Below are 18,644 nucleotides of genomic sequence, written 5' to 3'. Positions count from 1 at the left end.
GGCGGTACCACTCGCCCTGGAACGCCGCGCGATCGTCTCGTCGCATTTCCCGCATCGCGCCTTCATTTATTCAGTCTAGCTAATCAAACCATCAACGGAATCCGCATGAAGAATCACCTCGAACCTGTCCCGCGCAAGCGCCGCGTCAATGCGCTCGCCACGCTGTTGCTGTCGCTTGCCGCCACACCCGCGTTCGCGCAGGCGTCGTCACCGGCCGCGGCCGAGCCGGCAGCCGGCGCCAGCGACGCCGCCGCGCCCGCACGACAGGCCGCCGATGCCGCCGCGCCCGCCCCCACCGGCTTCTGGGAGCGTTCGAACCTGCTCGGCGACATGGGCGGCCTGCGCGACCTGCTGGGCGATCACGGCGTCACGCTGAGCCTGCAGGAAACCAGCGAGTACCTGTACAACACGTCCGGCGGCACGCATCGCGGCGGCGCGTACCAGGGGCTCACGCAATTCGGTCTCAACGTCGATACCGGCAAGGCGATCGGCCTGCCGGGCGGCACGTTCAACGTGTCGGGGCTGCAGATCCACGGCACCAACCTCACGCAGCGCTACCTGCAGACACTGCAGACCGCGACCGGCATCGAAGCGAACTCGACCACGCGCCTGTGGGAGCTCTGGTACCAGCAGTCGTTGCTCGACGGCAAGATCGACGTGAAGGTCGGCCAGCAGAGCGTCGACCAGGAATTCATGGTAAGCCAGAACGCGTCGACGTTCATGAACGCGACGTTCGGCTGGCCCGTGCTGCCGTCGACCGACCTGCCGGCCGGCGGCCCCGCGTATCCGCTGTCGTCGCTCGGCGTGCGCCTGCGCGTGAAGCCGGCAGACGCGTGGACCGCGATGATCGGCGTGTTCGACGGCAACCCGGCCGGCCGCACCGACGGCGACGCGCAGGTGCTGAACGCGCACGGCACCCACTTCAACCTGCGCAGCGGTGCGTTCGTGATCGGCGAGGTGCAGTACGCGCTGAACGCGCCGCCGGCCGATCCGAAGGCGCCGCAGCCCGTCGGCCTGCCCGGCACGTACAAGCTCGGCTTCTGGTATCAGTCGCAGCACGCGAACGACCCGCGTTACGGCACCGACGGCCTGTCGCTCGCGGATCCGGCGAGTCACGGCACGCCCGCCACGCATCGCGGCAACTACGGGTTCTATGCGGTCGCGGACCAGATGGTGTGGCGGCCGTCGGCCGACAGCCCGCGCGCGCTCGGCGTGTTCGCACGCGTGATGGGCGCACCCGGCGACCGCAATGTCGTCGACTTCGCGGCCAACGCAGGCGTGACGCTGAAGGCGCCGTTCGCCGGACGCGACAACGACGTCGCCGGCATCGCGATTGGCTACGCGAAGATCGGCTCGCATGCGCGCGGCCTCGACGGCGACACCGGCGTGTACACGACGCCCGGCTATCCGGTGCGTCGCGCGGAGACGGTCGTCGAAGCGACCTACCAGTACCAGGTCACGCCGTGGTGGCAGTTGCAGGCCGACCTGCAGCACTTCTTCCGCCCGGGCGGCGGCATCCCGAACCCGAACGCGGCCGGCGCGCGCATCGGCGACGAAACGGTGGTCGGCGTACGCACGACGATCACGTTCTGATGCGCGCCGCATGAAAACACGGGCCGGTCGGCCGCTCGCGCGACCGTCCGGCCCGTTTGCTCGTGTGCCGCGCCGCGAATTACTCGCCGTACAGCCCGAGCAGTTTCAGCGTGACGCCGTTGGTCCAGCCGAACCCGTCCTGCAGCGGATATTCACCGCCTCCGCCCCCGCCCGTGCCGGCGCCTTCGACCACGTACTTCTCGACGAGCTTGCCTTCCGTCGCATACACATGCTTCACGTCGGACAGGAAGCGCGTGCCGATGTCCTTCGCGAGCGCCGGTTCGCCATAACGGCGCAGCCCGTCGATCGCGATCCACTGCAGCGGCGCCCACCCGTTCGGCGCATCCCACTGCTGGCCCGTGTTCTCGGTCGTCGTCGCGAGCCCGCCCGGTTGCAGCAGCGTCTTGCGCACTTCGCGCGCGGTCGCCTTCGCGCGCTCGGGCCATGCGACGCCCGCGAACAGCGGATACAGCGTGGCCGCCGTCACGCCGTCGCGCGGCTTGCGCAACTGCCAGTCGTAGTCGCCGTAATAGCCGTGACGATTCCACAGGTAACGGTTGATCGCGGCCGCACGCCGTGCCGCGCGCCCGGAGAAATCGATCACGCATGCCATGTCGCGCGCGACCGTGCAGCCCTTCACGATCGTCGTCTCGAGATGGAACATCAGGCTGTTCAGGTCGACCGGCACGATCGACGTCGTGCGGATCGTCGCCAGCGTCTTGCCGTCGCCGAACCAGCGCGAGCTGTAGTCCCAGCCGCTTTCGGCGCCCGCACGCAGGTCGCGGTAGACCTCGTTCGCCGGGCGGCCGGTTGCCGACTTCGCGGTCGCCACGTCCTCCAGATACGACTCGTCGCGCGGCGTGTCGCTCGCGTCCCAGTAGCGGTTCAGTACCGCGCCGTCGGGCATCGCGACCACGTGGCGCGCGGCCTGCCCGCGCGGCGTCGTGGTTTCGCCCTGCATCCAGTACGCGTGTTCCTTGCGCAGCTCCGGCAGGTATTTCTGGTAGACCCTGTCGCCTTCGGCCTGCGCGGCGAGCGTGACCATGTACGCGAAGAACGGCGGCTGCGAGCGGCTCGCGTAATACGTCCGGTTGCCGTTCGGGATGTGGCCGATCGTATCGATCAGATATGCGAAGTTGTCGAGCATGTTGTCGACGAGATCCTCGCGTCCCGACACCTGCAGGCCGAGCATCGTGAAATAGGTATCCCAGTAGTAGCCTTCGCGAAAGCGGCCGCCCGGCACGACATACGGTTTCGGCATCGCGATCAGCGAACCGTATTGGGGCACCGTGACGCTCGTGCGCGTGAGCTGCGGCCACAGCCAGTCGATGTGCTGGCGCAGCGTCTGGTTCGGCGGCGGCGTCACGCCGCTTTCCGGCGGCGGCGTGAAGTGCTGGCCGACGAACGTCTTCAGCGAAAAGCCCGGTTGCGATTTCTGTTGCTGATACAACTGCACGATCGTCGCGGGATCGGTATCGGGCGTCGCGTCGACGAAGGTCTTCTGGTCGGGGTAGATCTGCGCGGTCTGCACCGCGACGAACAGGTCGCCGTAGAGCTGGCTCGGCGGCGGCAGCAGCGTGCCCGATACGGCGGGTGCCGCGGCGGTGGCGGCCGCGGCCGGAGACTGGCCCGCCGCTTGCGCGGCGGTCTGGTTCGCGTTGTCAGCCTGCGCGGCGCAGCCTGCGACAGCGAGATAGGCGACGGCCAGCGTGGCCGCCCAGCGAAGACGCGGCGCGGGCGGCGCAGCGCGTGACGAGAGATGAACCGGGAAGCGAGTTGCAATCGATGCGGCACGACGTGGCGTCATGACGTGTCCCCTCCTTTCGATGGTGAATGGATCGGCAAGGGGTCTCGTTCGCGCGCGCGTTCGTCTCGATGGCCCTCAATCGATACGCGTCATGTGGTGGTGCGAGTCGGTCCGACTGTCGCACGAAACGCGCACATCAAGCAAGTTTCGATTCGCGCGACTCGCGCAGGTAACCGCGCACGGCCCGCCATGCACGCGCCTCGAGCGCCGCCGCATCGGTCTCGCCGCGCGCGCCCGCCGCGTCGACAATCCCTTTCACGATCGCCAGCAGATCGTGCGCGACGACGTCGGGCGCGGCGACACGCGGCGCATCGCGCAAGCCGAGCGCATGCAGCAGCGTCGCGTGGATGCGGTCCGCGACGCGTGCCGCACGCGCACCGAGCGGCAGCCGCGCTTCCTCGAAATCGATCAGCCGCGCGAGCACCGGCCGGCGCATCTGGTGCGCGACGGCTCCGCGCACCAGGGCGCGCAGCACGTCGTCGCAGGACGACAGCGCGGCCGCCCGGTCGACGTCGTCGAGCAGATGCGCACTCTCGCGCTCGACGAGCGCGGCCGTCAGCGCGTCGCGATTCGGGAAGTATTGATAGAGCGAGCCGATGCTCACGCCGGCCAGCGCGGCGACGGCGTTCGTCGTGTAACCGTCGAAGCCGTCGCGCTCCAGAATGCGGGCAGCGGCCTCGACGATCGCGTCGACGGTGGCCGCCGAGCGGCGCTGGCGCGGCGCCTTGCGGGGCGACAGCGCGATACGCGAGGACGATCCGGACATGGCGGACAGGCGAGTTTCGAATATGAGCAAACGCTCATATTCTAGAAACGCACGTGCCCACCGTCAAAAGAAATCGGCACGCATGCGCAGTCGTTCCTTCCGCACATCCGGCCGGAAAGGACGACTGTTGCAACATGCTGAACAACTGTTGTCATGCGTGACGCAACGGTCACATTGTGGGCATAATGGCGTCTTTACCGCGCGCCCAGCCCATGTCGCCCGTCTTTCTAGCACCGCTCATCGTTGCCTGTGCGTTGTTCATGGAAAGCGTCGACGCGAACATCATCGTCACCGCCCTGCCCGCGATGGCGAGGGACTTCGGGCACAACCCCGTCACACTGAACATCGCGATCACGGCCTACGTGGTCGGCCTCGGCGTGTTCATTCCGATCTGCGGCTGGCTCGCCGACCGCTTCAGCGCACGCTCCGTGTTCCGCACCGCGATCGGCATCTTCGTCGTCGGCTCGCTGATGTGCGCGGCCTCCAACTCGCTCGGCGTGCTCACGTTCGCGCGCTTCATCCAGGGCGTCGGCGGCGCGATGATGGTCCCGGTCGGCCGCATCATCATCTTCCGCGCGGTGCCGCGCTCCGATCTCGTGCGCGCGATGAACTACCTCGCGATTCCCGCGCTGTTCGGGCCCACGGTCGGACCGCTCGTCGGCGGCTTCATCACGACCTACCTGCACTGGCGGATGATCTTCTTCATCAACGTGCCGATCGGCCTCTACGGGATCTATCTCGCGAGCAAGCACATCGCGAACACGCACGAGCCCGATCCCGGCCCGCTCGACTGGTTCGGCTTCCTGCTGTCGGCGAGCGGCGCCGCCCTGCTGCTGATGGGGCTCACGCTGATCGACGGCGCGCTCACGTCGCGCTCGAACGCGCTCCTCATGTGCGTGGCCGGCACCGCGATGCTGGCGCTCTACGTGCCGTATGCGCGCCGCAAGGAACGGCCGGTGCTCGATCTCAGTTTCCTGAAGATCCCGACGTATCACGCGAGCGTCGTCGGCGGGTCGCTGTTCCGCATCGGCCTCGGCGCGGTGCCGTTCCTGCTGCCGCTCGCGCTGCAGGAAGGACTCGGCATGAGCGCGTTCCATTCGGGGCTCATCACGTGCGCGTCCGCGCTCGGCGGCGCGGTGAGCCGCTCGACGGCCACGCATACGCTGCGCCGCTTCGGCTTTCGCACGGTGCTGATCTACAACGCGGCCTTCGCGGGCCTCGCGATCGCCGCGTACGGCGTGTTCCATCCCGGCATGGCGACCTGGGCGATCTGGCTGATCGTGCTCGTCGGCGGCATCTTCCCCGCGCTGCAGTTCACGAGCCTGAACTCGATGATCTACGCGGACATCTCGCCGCGCGACGCGGGCCGTGCCACGAGCCTCGGCAGCGTCGTGCAGCAGATGTCGCTCGGCCTCGGCGTGACGGTGGCCGGCCTCGTGCTGCACGTGTCGCACTGGCTGCAGGGCCACCAGAAGATGATGTGGTCGGATTTCTGGCCCGCGTTCCTGGTGGTCGGGCTGTGCTCGTTCGCGTCGATTCCGATCACGCGGCGGCTGCCGCCCGGCGCCGGCGACGAAGTGGCGCGCGGCAAACGGCAATGAGCGGCAACACGCGGTCGGCGCATCGGAATCGTTTCCGCCGCCCTCGGCCGCCTGTCGATTGCCTCGTTTTTATTTTTTAATTTCCGGTTTATTCAAGAAATCGAAACGCGCGAAAAACGCGGGCCGGAATGACGGCTTCGACAAGACATCAGCTGGAAAATCGCCTGCACCGAATCGGATCGGAGATCCATGCGCCGCGGTGCAATGCCCGCCCGGCCGCACGGCCGACGCACCGCGATTGCGCGCACGTCGTTAACTTGAAAATCCCGAATATATCGGCCAATAATGGGCGGTCGCATCGGCGCGAACATTCATCCCCACGCCGACATACGGAAGTTGGCATAACAATCCCCCTGCTGTTTGACGTTTCGATCGCTTCCCGCCTCGAAGGAGTCGCCATGACTCAAGAGCTGATTGTGCGCGCGCCGGAAACATTCGCCATCGATTCGCCCGCCGTACCGAGCGTTGCGGCACAGCCGCTGCCCACGCATCTCGCCGTCATCCTCGACGGCAACCGGCGCTGGGCCGACCGGCTCGGCCTGCCGACCGCCGACGGCTACCGGGCCGGCGGCCGCAACGTGCATGCGCTGCTGTCGTGGTGCGAGGAAGCCGCCATCCCGTTCGTCACGCTGTGGCCGCTGTCCACCGAAAACCTGAACCGCGACGCCGAGGAATTGCGCGGGCTGCTCGCGGTGATCACCGACGTTTTCGACGAGCTCGCCGCCAGCGGCCGCTGGCGCCTGCACGTGATCGGCGACCTGACGAAGCTGCCGCCCGACACGGCCGAACGGATCGGCGCCGCGCAACGACGCACGGCCGATGCGCGCGGGCTCGACGTCAACATCGCCGTCGCGTACAGCGGCCGCCTCGACCTGCTGAATGCGATCCGGTCGCTGATCGAGGAGCACGTCGCGGCCGGTACCGTCGATCAGTTGCTCGCGCAACTCAGCCCGGAAATGATCGCGAGCCGGCTCTGTACGGCCGGCCAGCCCGAGCCGGACCTCGTGATCCGCACGTCCGGCGAGCAGCGCCTGTCGAATTTCATGCTCTGGCAAACCGCCTTCTCGGAGTTCTATTTCACGCCGACCTGCTGGCCCGATTTCGGACGGGACGATTTCGATCAGGCCATCGATGCGTACGGCAAGCGCGCGCGCCGGTTCGGCAAATAAGCCGGACTCCCTTCACGACACCCGTTGTCACCCGCTATCCGCGAGGTACGCCATGTCCGCCGTCGAAACCGTTGCCGCCGCGCCCACGCTGGTGCTTCCGCACCTGTTTCACCCGTTCCGGACGCCCGTGCACCCCGACGCCGACCGCGCCGAAGCCGACCTGCAGGCCTGGATGAACGGTCATGGCCTGCTCGAGGATCCGCGCTGGGCCAGCGGCATCCGTCACGGCAAGATCGGCGAATACTGCGCGCGGGTCTATGCGTACTCGACCTTCGACGGCCTGTGCTCGGCGACCCGCGCGTACGGCTGGATTTTCTCGATCGACGACGGCCTGTGCAGCCTGCATGGCGTCGCCCGCTCGCCGGGCGATCTCGGGGCGCTCTACCTGTGGCTGTACGAGATGATCGCGGATCCGGCCGGTCACGATCCGGTGCCGCTGCGCGATGCGCTGGCCGCGCGCCTGCCGCACATGGCCGCGTTCCTGCCCGCGCTGCAACGCGCGACGCAGGACATCTGCACGCGCATCGCAGCCGCGTCCACGGCCGCGCAATACGCACGCTGGACGGCCGGCATGATGACGTTCCTGTTTTCGACGCTGTGGGAGGCCGGCCGCTACGCGACGGATGTCGTGCCGGGCGAGGCCGAATACCTTTCCGGCCGCACGTACAACGGATGCGGCGAAGGCGCGTTTGCACTGATCGACATCGCGGCGGGGTACGAAGCGCCCGTCGCATTCTATGCGGACGAAGAGGTCCGGCGCCTGCGCAAGCTGTCCGGCCTGATCCTGTGCCTCTGCAACGACATCTTTTCGTATCCGAAGGAAGCCGGCGAATCGAGCAGCAATCTCGTCTGCGTCCTGATGCACGAGCGCGGCCTCGCGCCGCAAGCCGCGCTCGACGCGGCGGCCGCGATCCACAACGGGTATCTGATGCGTTATCTGGAACTGGAGGCCCGCGTGCGGGCGCGCACCGACGATCGAACGTCGCTGCGCCTGCTCGAAGGCGCGCGCTCGTACATCCGCGGCAACTACGACTGGCATTTCGGTTCGCCACGCTACGGTGCGGCCAGACACTACGACCTGTCGCGCGCGCTGCGGCCCGGGGAAACGAGTGCCGCGGCGTGACAGGCACGGCGGCGGCGCGTGAAAATCCGGCGATACAAAAAAATCAGCGGACATCCACTCGGGGCCGGTGCACAGCCGCATGGATGTCCGCTCAGGGCTCCTGAATTCCCGATGGGGGTTGAGAATCCAGGATTCGCTTCCTGCGTGCCATGGACATATGTGCGTCGGAAGCGGAATCGTTGCGCGCATTTGTCGCCGCGCCATGAACTGCACTATAGGGAAACTTGCGAAACCTATCTGTCAAGCATTGTCAGACGCGCGGCGGCAGCGCATCGCACGCGTGCGCCGCTTTCGCGCTAAAGTGGTCCCCGATCACCACCCTCGACCGCCATTCCGATGCTTACGCTCTCGCCCGCCGCCGCCCGCGCGCTGCATCTCGCCGCGCAGGGCCTGCTGACGCCGCCCCGCCGCAAGGCAACCAAAACCGACGTGCTCGACACGATCCGCCGCATGGCGCAGTTGCAGATCGACACCATTCACGTCGTCGCGCGCAGCCCGTATCTCGTGTTGTTCAGCCGCCTCGGCGATTTCGCGCCGCAGTGGCTCGACGAACATCTCGCCGAAGCGCGCCTGTTCGAGTACTGGTCGCACGAGGCGTGCTTCCTGCCGGTCGAGCAGTTCGGGCTGATGCGCTACAAGATGCTCGATCCGTCGGGGATGGGCTGGAAATACGCGGCCGAATGGCATGAGCGCAACCGGCCCGACATCGAGCGGCTGCTCGCGCGGATTCGCGACGAGGGCCCGGTGCGGTCGGCCGATTTCGCGCGCGAGGATGGCGCGAAGGGCAACGGATGGTGGGATCGCAAGCCGGAGAAACGGCACCTGGAGGTGCTGTTCACGACGGGTGACCTGATGGTGTCGGAACGCCGCAATTTCCAGCGCGTGTACGACGTCCGCGAACGCGTGCTGCCCGGCTGGGACGATTCACGCGACCTGCCGCCACGCGAAGCCGTGCTGCCGGCGCTGCTCGACTACACGTGCCGTGCGCTCGGCGTCGTGCGCGCGGACTGGGTCGCCGACTACTACCGGCTGCCGCGCCGCTCGTACCGCGACGAACTGGAGCGGCTCGCGGCAGCCGGCGACCTGATTCCGGTGCGGATCGACGACTGGAAGGAACCGGCCTACGTGCATCGCTCGCTCGAAGCCTGGCTGCCGGCCGCCGAGGCCGACACGCTGCGCTCGACGGTCACGACGCTGCTGTCGCCGTTCGATCCGGTCGTCTGGGACCGGCGGCGCGCGTCGACGCTGTTCGGCTTCGACTACACGATCGAGTGCTATACGCCCGAGCACAAGCGGCGCTACGGTTATTTCTGCCTGCCCGTGCTGCATCGCGGCCGGCTGGTCGGCCGCGTCGATGCGAAAGCGCATCGCACGCTGGGTACGTTCGAGCTGAAGGCGGTGCATGTCGAGCCGGGCGTGCGCGTCGGTGCGGGGCTCGCGGCCGACGTCGCGAAGGCCGTGAAGAGACTCGCGGCGTGGCACGGCACACCGGAGGTAACGGTCAGACACGCGCCGCCCGAGCTGGTGAAGGCGCTGACCGGCGCGTGACGGATTGGCCGGCCCTCGCGGCGGCGGCGCACGCGCCGCCGGCACGGATCAGTCGCGCAGCTTGCGAAAGCGCGGCGTACCGTCCTCGAGGTTCCCGTTGAACATCGCTTCCGGACGCACCCACAGCCCGCGCGCATGCGGCCACAGATGCTCGTACACGACCACCGATTCCTCGGTTTCGGAGTGGCGTGCAACGCCGATGTAGCGGTACAGCCCGCCCTTGTAGTGACGGTGCGTCGCGAGCTGTTCGGCTTCCTGTTCGGTCATGATGGGCTTCTCTTCGGCAAAAAACGGAAAGCGCGTATTGTATGCGCTGCGCCGCGCGTCAGCGTTTCGCGTAGATGTCGGGACGGCGGATCTCCATCAGCCGCTCGGGATTCGCGGACGGCCCGAAGCCGACCGGCCGGTACAGTTCGTGCGCATCGGTCGTCACGAGCATGATGCGGCGCAGCCGCTGCACCATCTCCTGCGCGAACACGTGATCGATCAGCGCACGGCCGTAGCCGTTGCCGCGATCGGCCGGCAACACGAACACGTCGCACAGGTACGCGAACGTCGCATGATCGGTAACGAGCCGCGCGAACCCGACGAGCCGGTCGCCGACATACGCACCGAAGCACAGCGAACCCTCGATCGCCTTCTCGACCACGTCGCGCGGAATGCCCTGCGACCAGTACGCATCGCGATGCAGGAAGTCGTGGATCGCGTCGATGTCGAGTTCGCGCTTGTCGGTGGAAAATCTCAGCGTGGCGGGGGCGGCTGCGGGCACGGCGGTTCTCCGGTCGAGGTCGGAAGGCGGAGCATCGACGATACCGCGCCGTGAAGCGGCGGACAAGGTACATCATCGATCCGCCGCGGCCGAATCGGCGACAATGTCACCCGCCCCATGAACCGGTCACGTCGCCTCATGCCCTTCCGCCTCATCGCATTCGACTTCGACGGCACCCTCGCCGATTCGCTCGACAGCTTTCTCGCGGCGCTGTCGGAAGCGTCGCGCCTGCACGGCTTCCGCGACGCGACGCCCGAACTGCGCCCCGCGCTGCGCGGCATGTCGGCACGCGACATCATTCGCGCGCTCGAGGTGCCGATGTGGAAAGTGCCGCGCGTGACGATCGACATGCGCCGCCTGATGCGGCCGCGCGTCGCGCAGGTGACGCTGTTCCCCGGCGTCGACGCAACGTTCGACGCGCTCGCCGCGCGCGGCATCCGTATCGCGATCGCCACGTCCAACACCGAAGACATCGTGCGCGACCGGCTCGGCCCGCGTGCCAGTGCCCACGTCGACACGTTCGCATGCGGCATTCCGCTGTTCGGCAAGGCGCGTCGCCTGCGCGCGCTGGTGCGCGAGGCCGGCGTACGTGCCGACGAAGTGCTGTACGTCGGCGACGAAATCCGCGACGCCGACGCAGCGCGACGCGCACGCATCGCGTTCCAGGGTGTCGCGTGGGGCTACACCGCGCCCGATGCATTGCAGGCACATTGCGCGACACCGCTGCTGCCGCGCCTCGATGCGTTGCTCGATCGCGTGTGACGCTTGCTCGCGCATCGCATGCGCGACCCGACAGCACGACGCTCAACCACCGATGACACGCGCGTGCGTCCCATGCATCGCATGCGTCACGCGCACGCAAAAATTGCCGCCGCCGCAGGGGCATCAGGTACGCACTACCTGTCCGCCGGCGCGCGCATCGTTTCGTCTTACCAACCGTTACACAAGCCACATCGCGGTTGCACCTGCTACCCGACCGCCCTCCTAGAATCAGTCGGGCCGGGAAACACTTCGACCGGCGCCGCGGCAGAGCGGCGGTCGAATCCGGTCCGGGCGCGCCCGGTCTCTCGCACAGCAACGGATCACGTGATCCGTTTTTCAACCAGAGCCCCGATTGACAGGAGGTCCTCATGAACCGCTTCCCCCCCATCTCGCGCCTTGCTTTGTCTGCCGCTGGCCTGCTTCTCGTCGCCGTGACGGCGACCGCGCAAACCGCACAACCGGCACCGGCTGCGCCGGCCGCCGCCGCGACGCGCATCCACGAAGCCGACCAGGCCTTCATCACCGACGGCACGAAGACCGTGTCGACGCAGCACGACGCGGCGCGCATCGCCGATTCGCGCACGTCGGACAGCCAGGTCAAGGCATTCGCGCAACGCGTGTCGACCGACGATGAAAAGATCATCCAGGCGATGCGCGCGGCGAGCCCGCGCGGCGTCGACGTGCCGGCCAACGACCCCGACACGGCCGTGCTGAGCAGCATCAAGAACCTGCGCGGCGCCGAGTTCGACAAGGCATACATCGAGCAGGTCGCGCTCGCGGGCCAGCAGAAGGCGATCTCGGCATTCCAGGCCGAAATCGCCTCGGGCCGCGACACGAAGCTGAAGGAAGTCGCACGCCAGTCGCTGCCGATCCTGCAGGCGCACTACGCGGACGCACAGAAGCTCGCGCAGCGTCATCACCTCGCTTCGGCGCAGTAACGCGATACAGCGCCGCGCCTCGCGCGCGGCACACCACTTCCCCCGTCGTCGCGCTGCCGCCGCTCCCGCCGGCGGCGCGACGCACGTCACGCGTCAGGTCGCGAGCTTCGCCACCAGCCGCGCGCTCACTTCCGGCCATTCGTCGTCGATGATGCTGAAGCGCACCGAATTGCGCTTGCGGCCATCCGGCATGATCCGTTCGTGACGCACGATGCCCTCCTGTTTCGCGCCGATCCGCAGGATCGCCGCGCGCGATTTCTCGTTCAGCTCGTCGGTCGTGAACTGCACGCGCACACAGTGCAGCGTGTCGAACGCATACGCCAGCAGCAGCCACTTCGCCTCGGTATTCGCACGCGTGCGCTGCGCCGATTCGCTCAACCACGTATGACCGATCTCGAGCTTGCGATTCTTGCGGTCGATCTTCCAGAAGCGCGTGCTGCCGATCACGCGGCCCGATGCGCGATCGACGATCACGAACGGCATCACGGTGCCGGCCGCGCGCCCCTGCAATGCGGTATCGATATACGCGTCGATCGTCCCCGCGCCCGGCACGACCGTGACCGTCAGGTTCCACAACTCGCCGTCGGCGGCGGCATCGAGCAGCGCCTGCCGGTCGGATGCATCGAGCGGCCGCAGGACGACGCGCTCGCCGCGGAGGGTCGGTGGTTCGAGGGAAGACGATGCGGCGGTCATGGCGAGATTCCTGGAAACGAGGACGATGGCGGCGAAACGCCCATCATACGGGGCCGCTAGCCGAGGTGCGCGGCCAGCCGCCTGCGGATGGCCTTCGCCTCGCCGCGCAGCGCATCGGCGAACGCATCGACGAGCAGATTCTTCGGCCGGTGCTCGGGCACGATCATGCTGACGCGGTACGGAAACGATCGCGTGAGCGGCCGCACGTGCAGGTCGCGCCCGACGAAATCGAGCGCGGTCAGCGGATTGACGATCGCGGCGCCGAGCCCCTGCCGCACGAATGCGCACACCGATACGGCCGACGGCGTGTCGACCACCGAGCGCGGCGCGACGCCGAGTTGCGCGAACGCCTCGTCGATCAGGATGCGGTACGGATCGTTCAGCGACAGGCTCACGAACGGTCGATCGGCGAGATCCAGCAGGTCGATCGCGTCCTGCGCGAGCAGCGGGTGACCGTCGGGCAGCACGCATACTTCATCGACTTCGAGCAGCGGCGTGAGCACGGTGCCGGCCGGCGCGACGTCGTGCTCGGTCAGCCCCAGGTCGTAACGCTGCGCGGTCAGCCACTCTTCGAGCATCGGCGATTCCTGCGTTTCGACCGACAGGCTGACACCCGCATGCGCGCCGTGAAAACGGCGGGCCGCGCCGGGCAGGATCGCGTGCGCAAACGCCGGCAGCGCGATCACCGACAGCTGGCCGTCGCGAAACTCGCGCAGGCGCGCGGCCGTCGCCGCGACGCGTTCGAGCCCCACATACGCGAGCCGCACGTCGTCGAACAGCGTGAGCGCGGCCATCGTCGGCCGCAGCCGGCCATGCGCGCGCTCGAACAGCGCGAAGCCGACGACCTGCTCCATCCGCGCGAGCTCGCGGCTGATCGTCGGCTGCGACGTGTACAGCATCTCGGCCGCGCGCGTCGTGCTGCCGGTGACCATCAGCGCGCGGAATACCTCGATGTGACGGTGCGTGAGCATGACTATCTATATCAGAACTGAATCGAATGTCGAAAAACAGGCATTTTACTGTATAGACGATCGGGTGCATCATCCACGCTATCCGTTCATTCGATCCGATTCATCCACCATATGTCACTCGATTCCCGCCAGCTCGCGACGCTCGCGCAGCAATACGGCACCCCGCTGTGGGTGTACGACGCCGACGTCATCCGCGACCGCATTGCCCAACTGCGCCAGTTCGACGTGATCCGCTACGCGCAGAAGGCGAACTCGAACGTCCATATCCTGAAGCTGATGCGCGACGAAGGCGCGTGCGTCGACGCCGTGTCGCTCGGCGAGATCGAACGCAGCCTCGCGGCGGGCTTCAGCCCGGCCGGCGAGCCGGAAGGCGTCGTGTTCACGGCCGACCTGATCGACCGCCCGACGCTCGCGGCCGTGCTCAAGCACGGCGTAACCGTCAACGCCGGCTCGCTCGACATGCTCGCGCGCATCGGCGAGCACGCGCCGGGCCACCGCGTGTGGCTGCGCGTCAATCCCGGCTTCGGCCACGGCCACAGCAACAAGACCAACACCGGCGGCCCGCAGAGCAAGCACGGCATCTGGATCGACGACGTGCCGCGCGCGATCGAGATCGTGCGCCAGTACGGGCTGAAGCTCGTCGGCATCCACATGCACATCGGCTCGGGTGTCGACTACGGCCACCTGTCGCAGGTGTGCGATGCGATGGTCGATCTCGTCACGTCGCTCGGCCACGACATCGACGCGATCTCGGCCGGCGGCGGCCTGTCGATCCCGTATCGCGACGGCGAACCGCGCGTCGACGTCGGTCACTACTTCAGCCAGTGGGACGCCGCCCGCAAGCGGATCGAGCGGCACCTCGGCCACCCGGTGCGCATCGAGATCGAACCGGGCCGCTTCCTCGTCGCGGAAGCCGGCACGCTCGTCACCGAAGTGCAGGCCGTGAACCGCCGGCCGAAGCACGATTTCGTGCTGATCGACGCGGGCTTCAACGACCTGATGCGGCCGTCGATGTACGGCAGCTATCACGCGGTGTCCGTGCACGCGCACGACGGCACGCCGCCGGCCGGCCGCCCGGCCGTCGATCTGGCGATCGCGGGCCCGCTGTGCGAATCCGGCGACGTGTTCACGCAGGACGCGGGCGGCGTGGTCACGCACCGCAAGCTGCCGCAGCCGCAGATCGGCGACCTGCTGTTCCTGCACGATGCGGGCGCATACGGCGCGTCGATGTCCTCGAACTACAACAGCCGGCCGCTCGCGCCGGAAGTGCTCGTCGATCACGGCACGCCGCGGCTGATCCGGCGCCGGCAAACGATCGAGGAACTGCTCGCACTCGAGACGTTCGAATAACGCCGCGCATCGCGGGACGGGGCGCACGCCCGCGCGCCTCGATCACCCCGCGCGCCGCACGGGCGCCATCTTCGAGAAATACTTCGCGCCCGCCACGCAGCCGACCACGACCACCGTCACGACGATCATCGACGGCGGCACCGTTTCGTGCAGCAGGCCGGCCGCCAGCAGGAAACCGAAGAACGGCTGCAGCAACTGCAGCTGGCCGACACCGGCGATCCCGCCGAGCGCGAGCCCGCGATACCAGAACACGAAGCCGATCAGCATGCTGAACAGCGACACGTACGCGAGCCCCCACAACGCGGCGGCATCGACGGCGTCGAACGACGCGGGCCACGTGAACCACGCGAGCGGCCCCATCAGCGGCAGCGACAGCACGAGCGCCCACGAGATCACCTGCCAGCCGCCGAGTTGGCGCGACAGGCGCGCGCCTTCCGCGTAGCCGAGCCCGCACGCGACGATCGCCGCCAGCATCAGCGCATCGCCGACGACCGACGCCTGCCCGCCGTTGCGCAGCGCAAACGCGGCCACCGCGCCGCTGCCGACGATCGAGAAGATCCAGAACGGCAGCCGCGGCCGCTCGCCGCCGCGCCATACGCCGAACAACGCGGTTGCCAGCGGCAGCAGGCCGACGAACACGATCGCGTGCGCCGACGTGACATGCTTCAGCGCGAGCGCCGTCAATAACGGAAAACCGACCACGACGCCGAGCGCGACGACGGCCAGCGACACGATCTCGGCACGCGTCGGCCGCCGCTGCTTCAGCACGGCGAGCAGCAGCAGGCCGAGCGCACCGGCGATCGTCGCCCGCGCGAACGTGAGAAACAGCGGATCGAGCCCCTGCACCGCGATACGCGTCGCAGGCAGCGAGCCACTGAAGATGATCACGCCCAGCAGGCCGCTGAGCCATCCGTCGGTCGTCTTTTGCACGGGAAATCCTGAACGGGAAAAGTAGATCACCGATGATCCGCCGCCCGCGAAAAGCGCGTAAGCTACAGCCCAATACAATCCGGACGAACTGTACTGGACAACCGGCCGTACAGTTCATTTTTCGCCATGAGCCAGGTCGCCCCGTCTCCCGTTCCGCCCGCGGCGTCGCGTACACGCGTCGAAACCGTGATGGATACCTTGCACGCACGCATCGCGAGCCGCGCGCTGATGCCCGGCGCACGCGTGCCGTCGATCCGGATGATGGCCGACAGTCTGGGGGTATCGAAATCGACGGTCGTCGATGCGTACGAGCGGCTCGCGAGCGAAGGCGTGCTGATTGCGCGGCGCGGTTCGGGCTTCTACGTGTCGGGCCACGCGCCGCCGCTCGCGCTCGCCGATCTCGGCCCGCGCCTCGATCGCGAACTCGATCCGCTGTGGCTGTCGCGCCAGTCGCTCGAAGCGGCGCCGACCTCGGTGAAGCCCGGCTGCGGCTGGCTGCCGTCGTCGTGGCTGCCGGACGAGAGCCTGCGCCGTGCGCTGCGCGCCGTGTCGCGCGACGACGCCGACGCGCTGACCGACTACGCGACGCCGCTCGGCCTGCCCGCGCTGCGCCAGCAGCTCACGTGGCGGCTCGCGCAGCACGGTGTCCATGTAGAGCCCACGCAGATCATGCTGACCGACGGCGGCACGCATGCGCTCGATCTCGTGTGCCGCCTGCTGCTGGAACCCGGCGACACGGTCGTGCTCGACGATCCGTGCTACTTCAATTTCCAGGCGCTGCTGCGCGCGCACCGCGCACGGATCGTCAGCGTCCCGTACACGCCGACCGGCCCCGATCTCGGGCGCTTCGAGCAGGTGCTCGCCGAACATCGCCCGCGCCTGTACATCACCAACGCGGCGCTGCACAACCCGACCGGCGCGACGCTCGCGCCGCCCGTGGCGCACCGGCTGCTGACGCTCGCGGCCGAGCACGGGCTGCTGATCGTCGAGGACGACATCTTCGCGGATTTCGAAAGCACGCCCGCGCCGCGCCTCGCGGCATTCGACGGGCTGTCGCGCGTCGTGTCGATCGGCAGCTTCTCGAAGACGCTGTCGGCCGCGATCCGCTGCGGCTACGTCGCCGCGCGCCCGGAATGGATCGACGCGCTCGTCGACCTGAAGCTCGCGACGTCGTTCGGCAACGCGCAGATCGGCGCGAACGTGGTGCACCGGCTGCTGATCGACGGCACGTACCGGCGCCATCTCGACAGCCTGCACGCGCGTCTCGCGGATGCGATGGGCGAAACGATCCGGCGCCTCACCCGGGCCGGGCTCGGCATCTGGACGGAGCCGCGCGGCGGCCTGTTCGTGTGGGCGGAACTGCCCGACGGGCTCGATGCCGCGCGCGTGGCTCGCCACGCGCTGGATCACGACGTGGTGCTCGCGCCCGGCAACGTGTTCAGTCCGTCGCACGCCGCGACGTCGTACCTGCGCTTCAACGTATCGCGCTGCAAGGGGCCCGCCGTGTTCGATGCGCTTGCGCGGGCGATGGACGCAACGCGTTCGGCGGCGCACGCGATCGCACGGCCGGTTGCCGGCCCGCGTTGACGGCAGGCGGGCACGCTAAGGGCCGGCCGCCACGATCTCCGCGACGAAATCGACGAACGCCCGCACCTTTGCGGGCGGCAGGTGACGCGACGGATAGTAGGCAAACAGCGGAAACGACTCGCCGCGCCAATCCGCGAGCAGCTCGACGAGCCGCCCCTGCTCGATCAGGCCCGCCACCCCGCTCGCCTTGAAACGCGCGACACCCACACCGGCCAGACACGCGCCGAGCATCGTGCCGGCGTCGTTGACGAGCAGCCGGCCCGCCGTCTTGACCGGCACGCGCTTGCGCCCCAGCCGATAGACCCATTCGAGCGGCTGACCGGTCAGCGTATTGCGCATCTGGATGCACGCATGGCCGGCAAGATCGGCCGGCACCACGGGACGGCCGTGCCGCTTCACGTAAGCGGGCGAAGCGACCGTCAGCGCACGGGTTTCCAGCAGTTTGCGCGCCACCAGCGACGACGAGGGCGGCTCGCCGAACCGCACCGCCACGTCGAATCCGTCGGCGACCAGATCGCCGAGTTGCTCGCGCGCCGCCAGTTCCAGCGACAGATCGGGATGGCGCGCCAGGAACGCCGGAAGATGCGGCGCCAGCATCCGCCGCGAGAAATACGCATCGACGTTCACGCGCAACCTGCCGCGCACGGCGGCGGCCGAACCGGCGGCCAGCGTGAGCGCATCGCCGATGCCGGCAAGCAGCGGGCCGATCTCTTCGTACAGCCGGCGCCCTTCGTCCGTCAGCGTGACCGACCGCGTCGTGCGATCGAGCAGCCGCACGCCGACGCGTGCCTCGAGCCGCCCCACGGCCCGGCTGACCCCGGAGGGCGACAAGCCGAGTGCGTCGGCCGCGCGCGCGAAACTGCCGCTTTCGACGATCGCGGCCAACACGCTCACGTTCGCCAGAATGCGCCCGTCGATACCCATGATTTCACTCATGACTCAAGATCACCAATCCAATGACATGAATTCGATTCCATCAGGAATCGCCAGTCCCTATCATGCAACCCGATGCATCGCGACGGCAAGTCCGAACGCCG

17 protein-coding genes are annotated in these 18,644 nt (G+C 68.1%); 9 read left to right on the top strand and 8 right to left on the bottom strand.

From position 1 onward, the window contains the following. Nucleotides 1-105 precede the first annotated feature (105 nt). Complete coding sequence (locus tag G3N62_RS16920) at nt 106-1,593, top strand: carbohydrate porin (protein ID WP_124670278.1); 1,488 nt, start codon at nt 106-108, stop codon at nt 1,591-1,593. 79 nt (nt 1,594-1,672) lie between these two features. Here the strand turns inward: G3N62_RS16920 and treA are convergent, their stop codons facing one another. Both treA and G3N62_RS16910 read right to left on the bottom strand, forming a co-directional pair. Next, a complete protein-coding gene (gene treA, locus G3N62_RS16915; RefSeq protein ID WP_124670277.1) occupies nt 1,673-3,400 on the bottom strand; it encodes an alpha,alpha-trehalase TreA in 1,728 nt (575 codons plus the stop codon). A 136-nt stretch (nt 3,401-3,536) separates the two neighbouring features. After that, nucleotides 3,537-4,166, bottom strand: coding sequence for a TetR/AcrR family transcriptional regulator (locus G3N62_RS16910; RefSeq protein ID WP_034189391.1), 630 nt, complete (start codon nt 4,164-4,166; stop codon nt 3,537-3,539). 212 nt (nt 4,167-4,378) lie between these two features. Here G3N62_RS16910 and G3N62_RS16905 point away from each other — a divergent pair, with 212 nt between their 5' ends. The 4 genes from G3N62_RS16905 (at nt 4,379) to G3N62_RS16890 (ending at nt 9,607) form a co-directional block, all read left to right on the top strand. Continuing rightward, nucleotides 4,379-5,767 carry an MFS transporter gene (locus G3N62_RS16905; RefSeq protein ID WP_059556796.1) on the top strand — a complete coding sequence of 463 codons (1,389 nt, stop codon included), beginning with the start codon at nt 4,379-4,381 and terminating at the stop codon, nt 5,765-5,767. Nucleotides 5,768-5,895: 128 nt separating this feature from the next. Next, the gene (uppS, locus tag G3N62_RS16900) at nt 5,896-6,936 is read left to right on the top strand and encodes a polyprenyl diphosphate synthase (RefSeq protein ID WP_241013123.1); all 1,041 of its coding nucleotides are present in this window, start codon (nt 5,896-5,898) and stop codon (nt 6,934-6,936) included. A gap of 52 nt (nt 6,937-6,988) precedes the next feature. Further along, entirely contained in the window at nt 6,989-8,059 is a 1,071-nt protein-coding gene (locus G3N62_RS16895; RefSeq protein WP_049032136.1) for a terpene synthase, read from the top strand. A gap of 336 nt (nt 8,060-8,395) precedes the next feature. Beyond that, on the top strand, nt 8,396-9,607 hold the full coding sequence (locus G3N62_RS16890; RefSeq protein ID WP_124670276.1) for a crosslink repair DNA glycosylase YcaQ family protein: 1,212 nt from the start codon (nt 8,396-8,398) through the stop codon (nt 9,605-9,607). Nucleotides 9,608-9,655: 48 nt separating this feature from the next. Here the strand turns inward: G3N62_RS16890 and G3N62_RS16885 are convergent, their stop codons facing one another. Both G3N62_RS16885 and G3N62_RS16880 read right to left on the bottom strand, forming a co-directional pair. Continuing rightward, nucleotides 9,656-9,874, bottom strand: a complete 219-nt coding sequence (locus G3N62_RS16885) for a DUF1653 domain-containing protein (RefSeq protein WP_006480837.1) — start codon at nt 9,872-9,874, stop codon at nt 9,656-9,658. 58 nt (nt 9,875-9,932) lie between these two features. Then, nucleotides 9,933-10,376: a GNAT family N-acetyltransferase gene (locus tag G3N62_RS16880; protein WP_034189386.1), complete on the bottom strand. Its 444-nt coding sequence runs from the start codon at nt 10,374-10,376 to the stop codon at nt 9,933-9,935. A 138-nt stretch (nt 10,377-10,514) separates the two neighbouring features. On the opposite strand from G3N62_RS16880, the gene G3N62_RS16875 reads away from it, so the two are divergent. Then, nucleotides 10,515-11,138 (top strand): HAD hydrolase-like protein, encoded by a 624-nt coding sequence (locus G3N62_RS16875; protein ID WP_124670275.1) that lies wholly within the window; start codon nt 10,515-10,517, stop codon nt 11,136-11,138. Between the two features lie 368 nt (nt 11,139-11,506). Then, nucleotides 11,507-12,076, top strand: coding sequence for a DUF4142 domain-containing protein (locus G3N62_RS16870; protein ID WP_049034712.1), 570 nt, complete (start codon nt 11,507-11,509; stop codon nt 12,074-12,076). Between the two features lie 93 nt (nt 12,077-12,169). Here the strand turns inward: G3N62_RS16870 and G3N62_RS16865 are convergent, their stop codons facing one another. Continuing rightward, nucleotides 12,170-12,769 carry a GNAT family protein gene (locus G3N62_RS16865; protein WP_059556800.1) on the bottom strand — a complete coding sequence of 200 codons (600 nt, stop codon included), beginning with the start codon at nt 12,767-12,769 and terminating at the stop codon, nt 12,170-12,172. Nucleotides 12,770-12,825: 56 nt separating this feature from the next. Continuing rightward, complete coding sequence (locus G3N62_RS16860) at nt 12,826-13,740, bottom strand: LysR family transcriptional regulator (RefSeq protein ID WP_059556801.1); 915 nt, start codon at nt 13,738-13,740, stop codon at nt 12,826-12,828. Between the two features lie 111 nt (nt 13,741-13,851). Between G3N62_RS16860 and lysA the strand changes: the two genes are divergently transcribed. After that, entirely contained in the window at nt 13,852-15,090 is a 1,239-nt protein-coding gene (gene lysA / locus G3N62_RS16855) for a diaminopimelate decarboxylase (protein WP_124670274.1), read from the top strand. A 42-nt stretch (nt 15,091-15,132) separates the two neighbouring features. Here lysA and G3N62_RS16850 read toward each other — a convergent pair whose 3' ends face one another. Further along, nucleotides 15,133-16,020: a DMT family transporter gene (locus G3N62_RS16850; RefSeq protein WP_034189380.1), complete on the bottom strand. Its 888-nt coding sequence runs from the start codon at nt 16,018-16,020 to the stop codon at nt 15,133-15,135. 126 nt (nt 16,021-16,146) lie between these two features. Here G3N62_RS16850 and G3N62_RS16845 point away from each other — a divergent pair, with 126 nt between their 5' ends. Then, a complete protein-coding gene (locus G3N62_RS16845; protein WP_124670273.1) occupies nt 16,147-17,607 on the top strand; it encodes a PLP-dependent aminotransferase family protein in 1,461 nt (486 codons plus the stop codon). 15 nt (nt 17,608-17,622) lie between these two features. Here the strand turns inward: G3N62_RS16845 and G3N62_RS16840 are convergent, their stop codons facing one another. Further along, nucleotides 17,623-18,531 carry a LysR family transcriptional regulator gene (locus tag G3N62_RS16840; RefSeq protein WP_034189518.1) on the bottom strand — a complete coding sequence of 303 codons (909 nt, stop codon included), beginning with the start codon at nt 18,529-18,531 and terminating at the stop codon, nt 17,623-17,625. Nucleotides 18,532-18,644 lie beyond the last annotated feature (113 nt).

The sequence above is a fragment of the Burkholderia sp. Tr-20355 genome (genome assembly GCF_017104685.1).
GTDB classification, from domain to species: domain Bacteria; phylum Pseudomonadota; class Gammaproteobacteria; order Burkholderiales; family Burkholderiaceae; genus Burkholderia; species Burkholderia seminalis.
The sequence above is the reverse complement of the archived record's forward strand: the minus strand, read 5'-3'. Positions and strand labels throughout refer to the sequence as shown.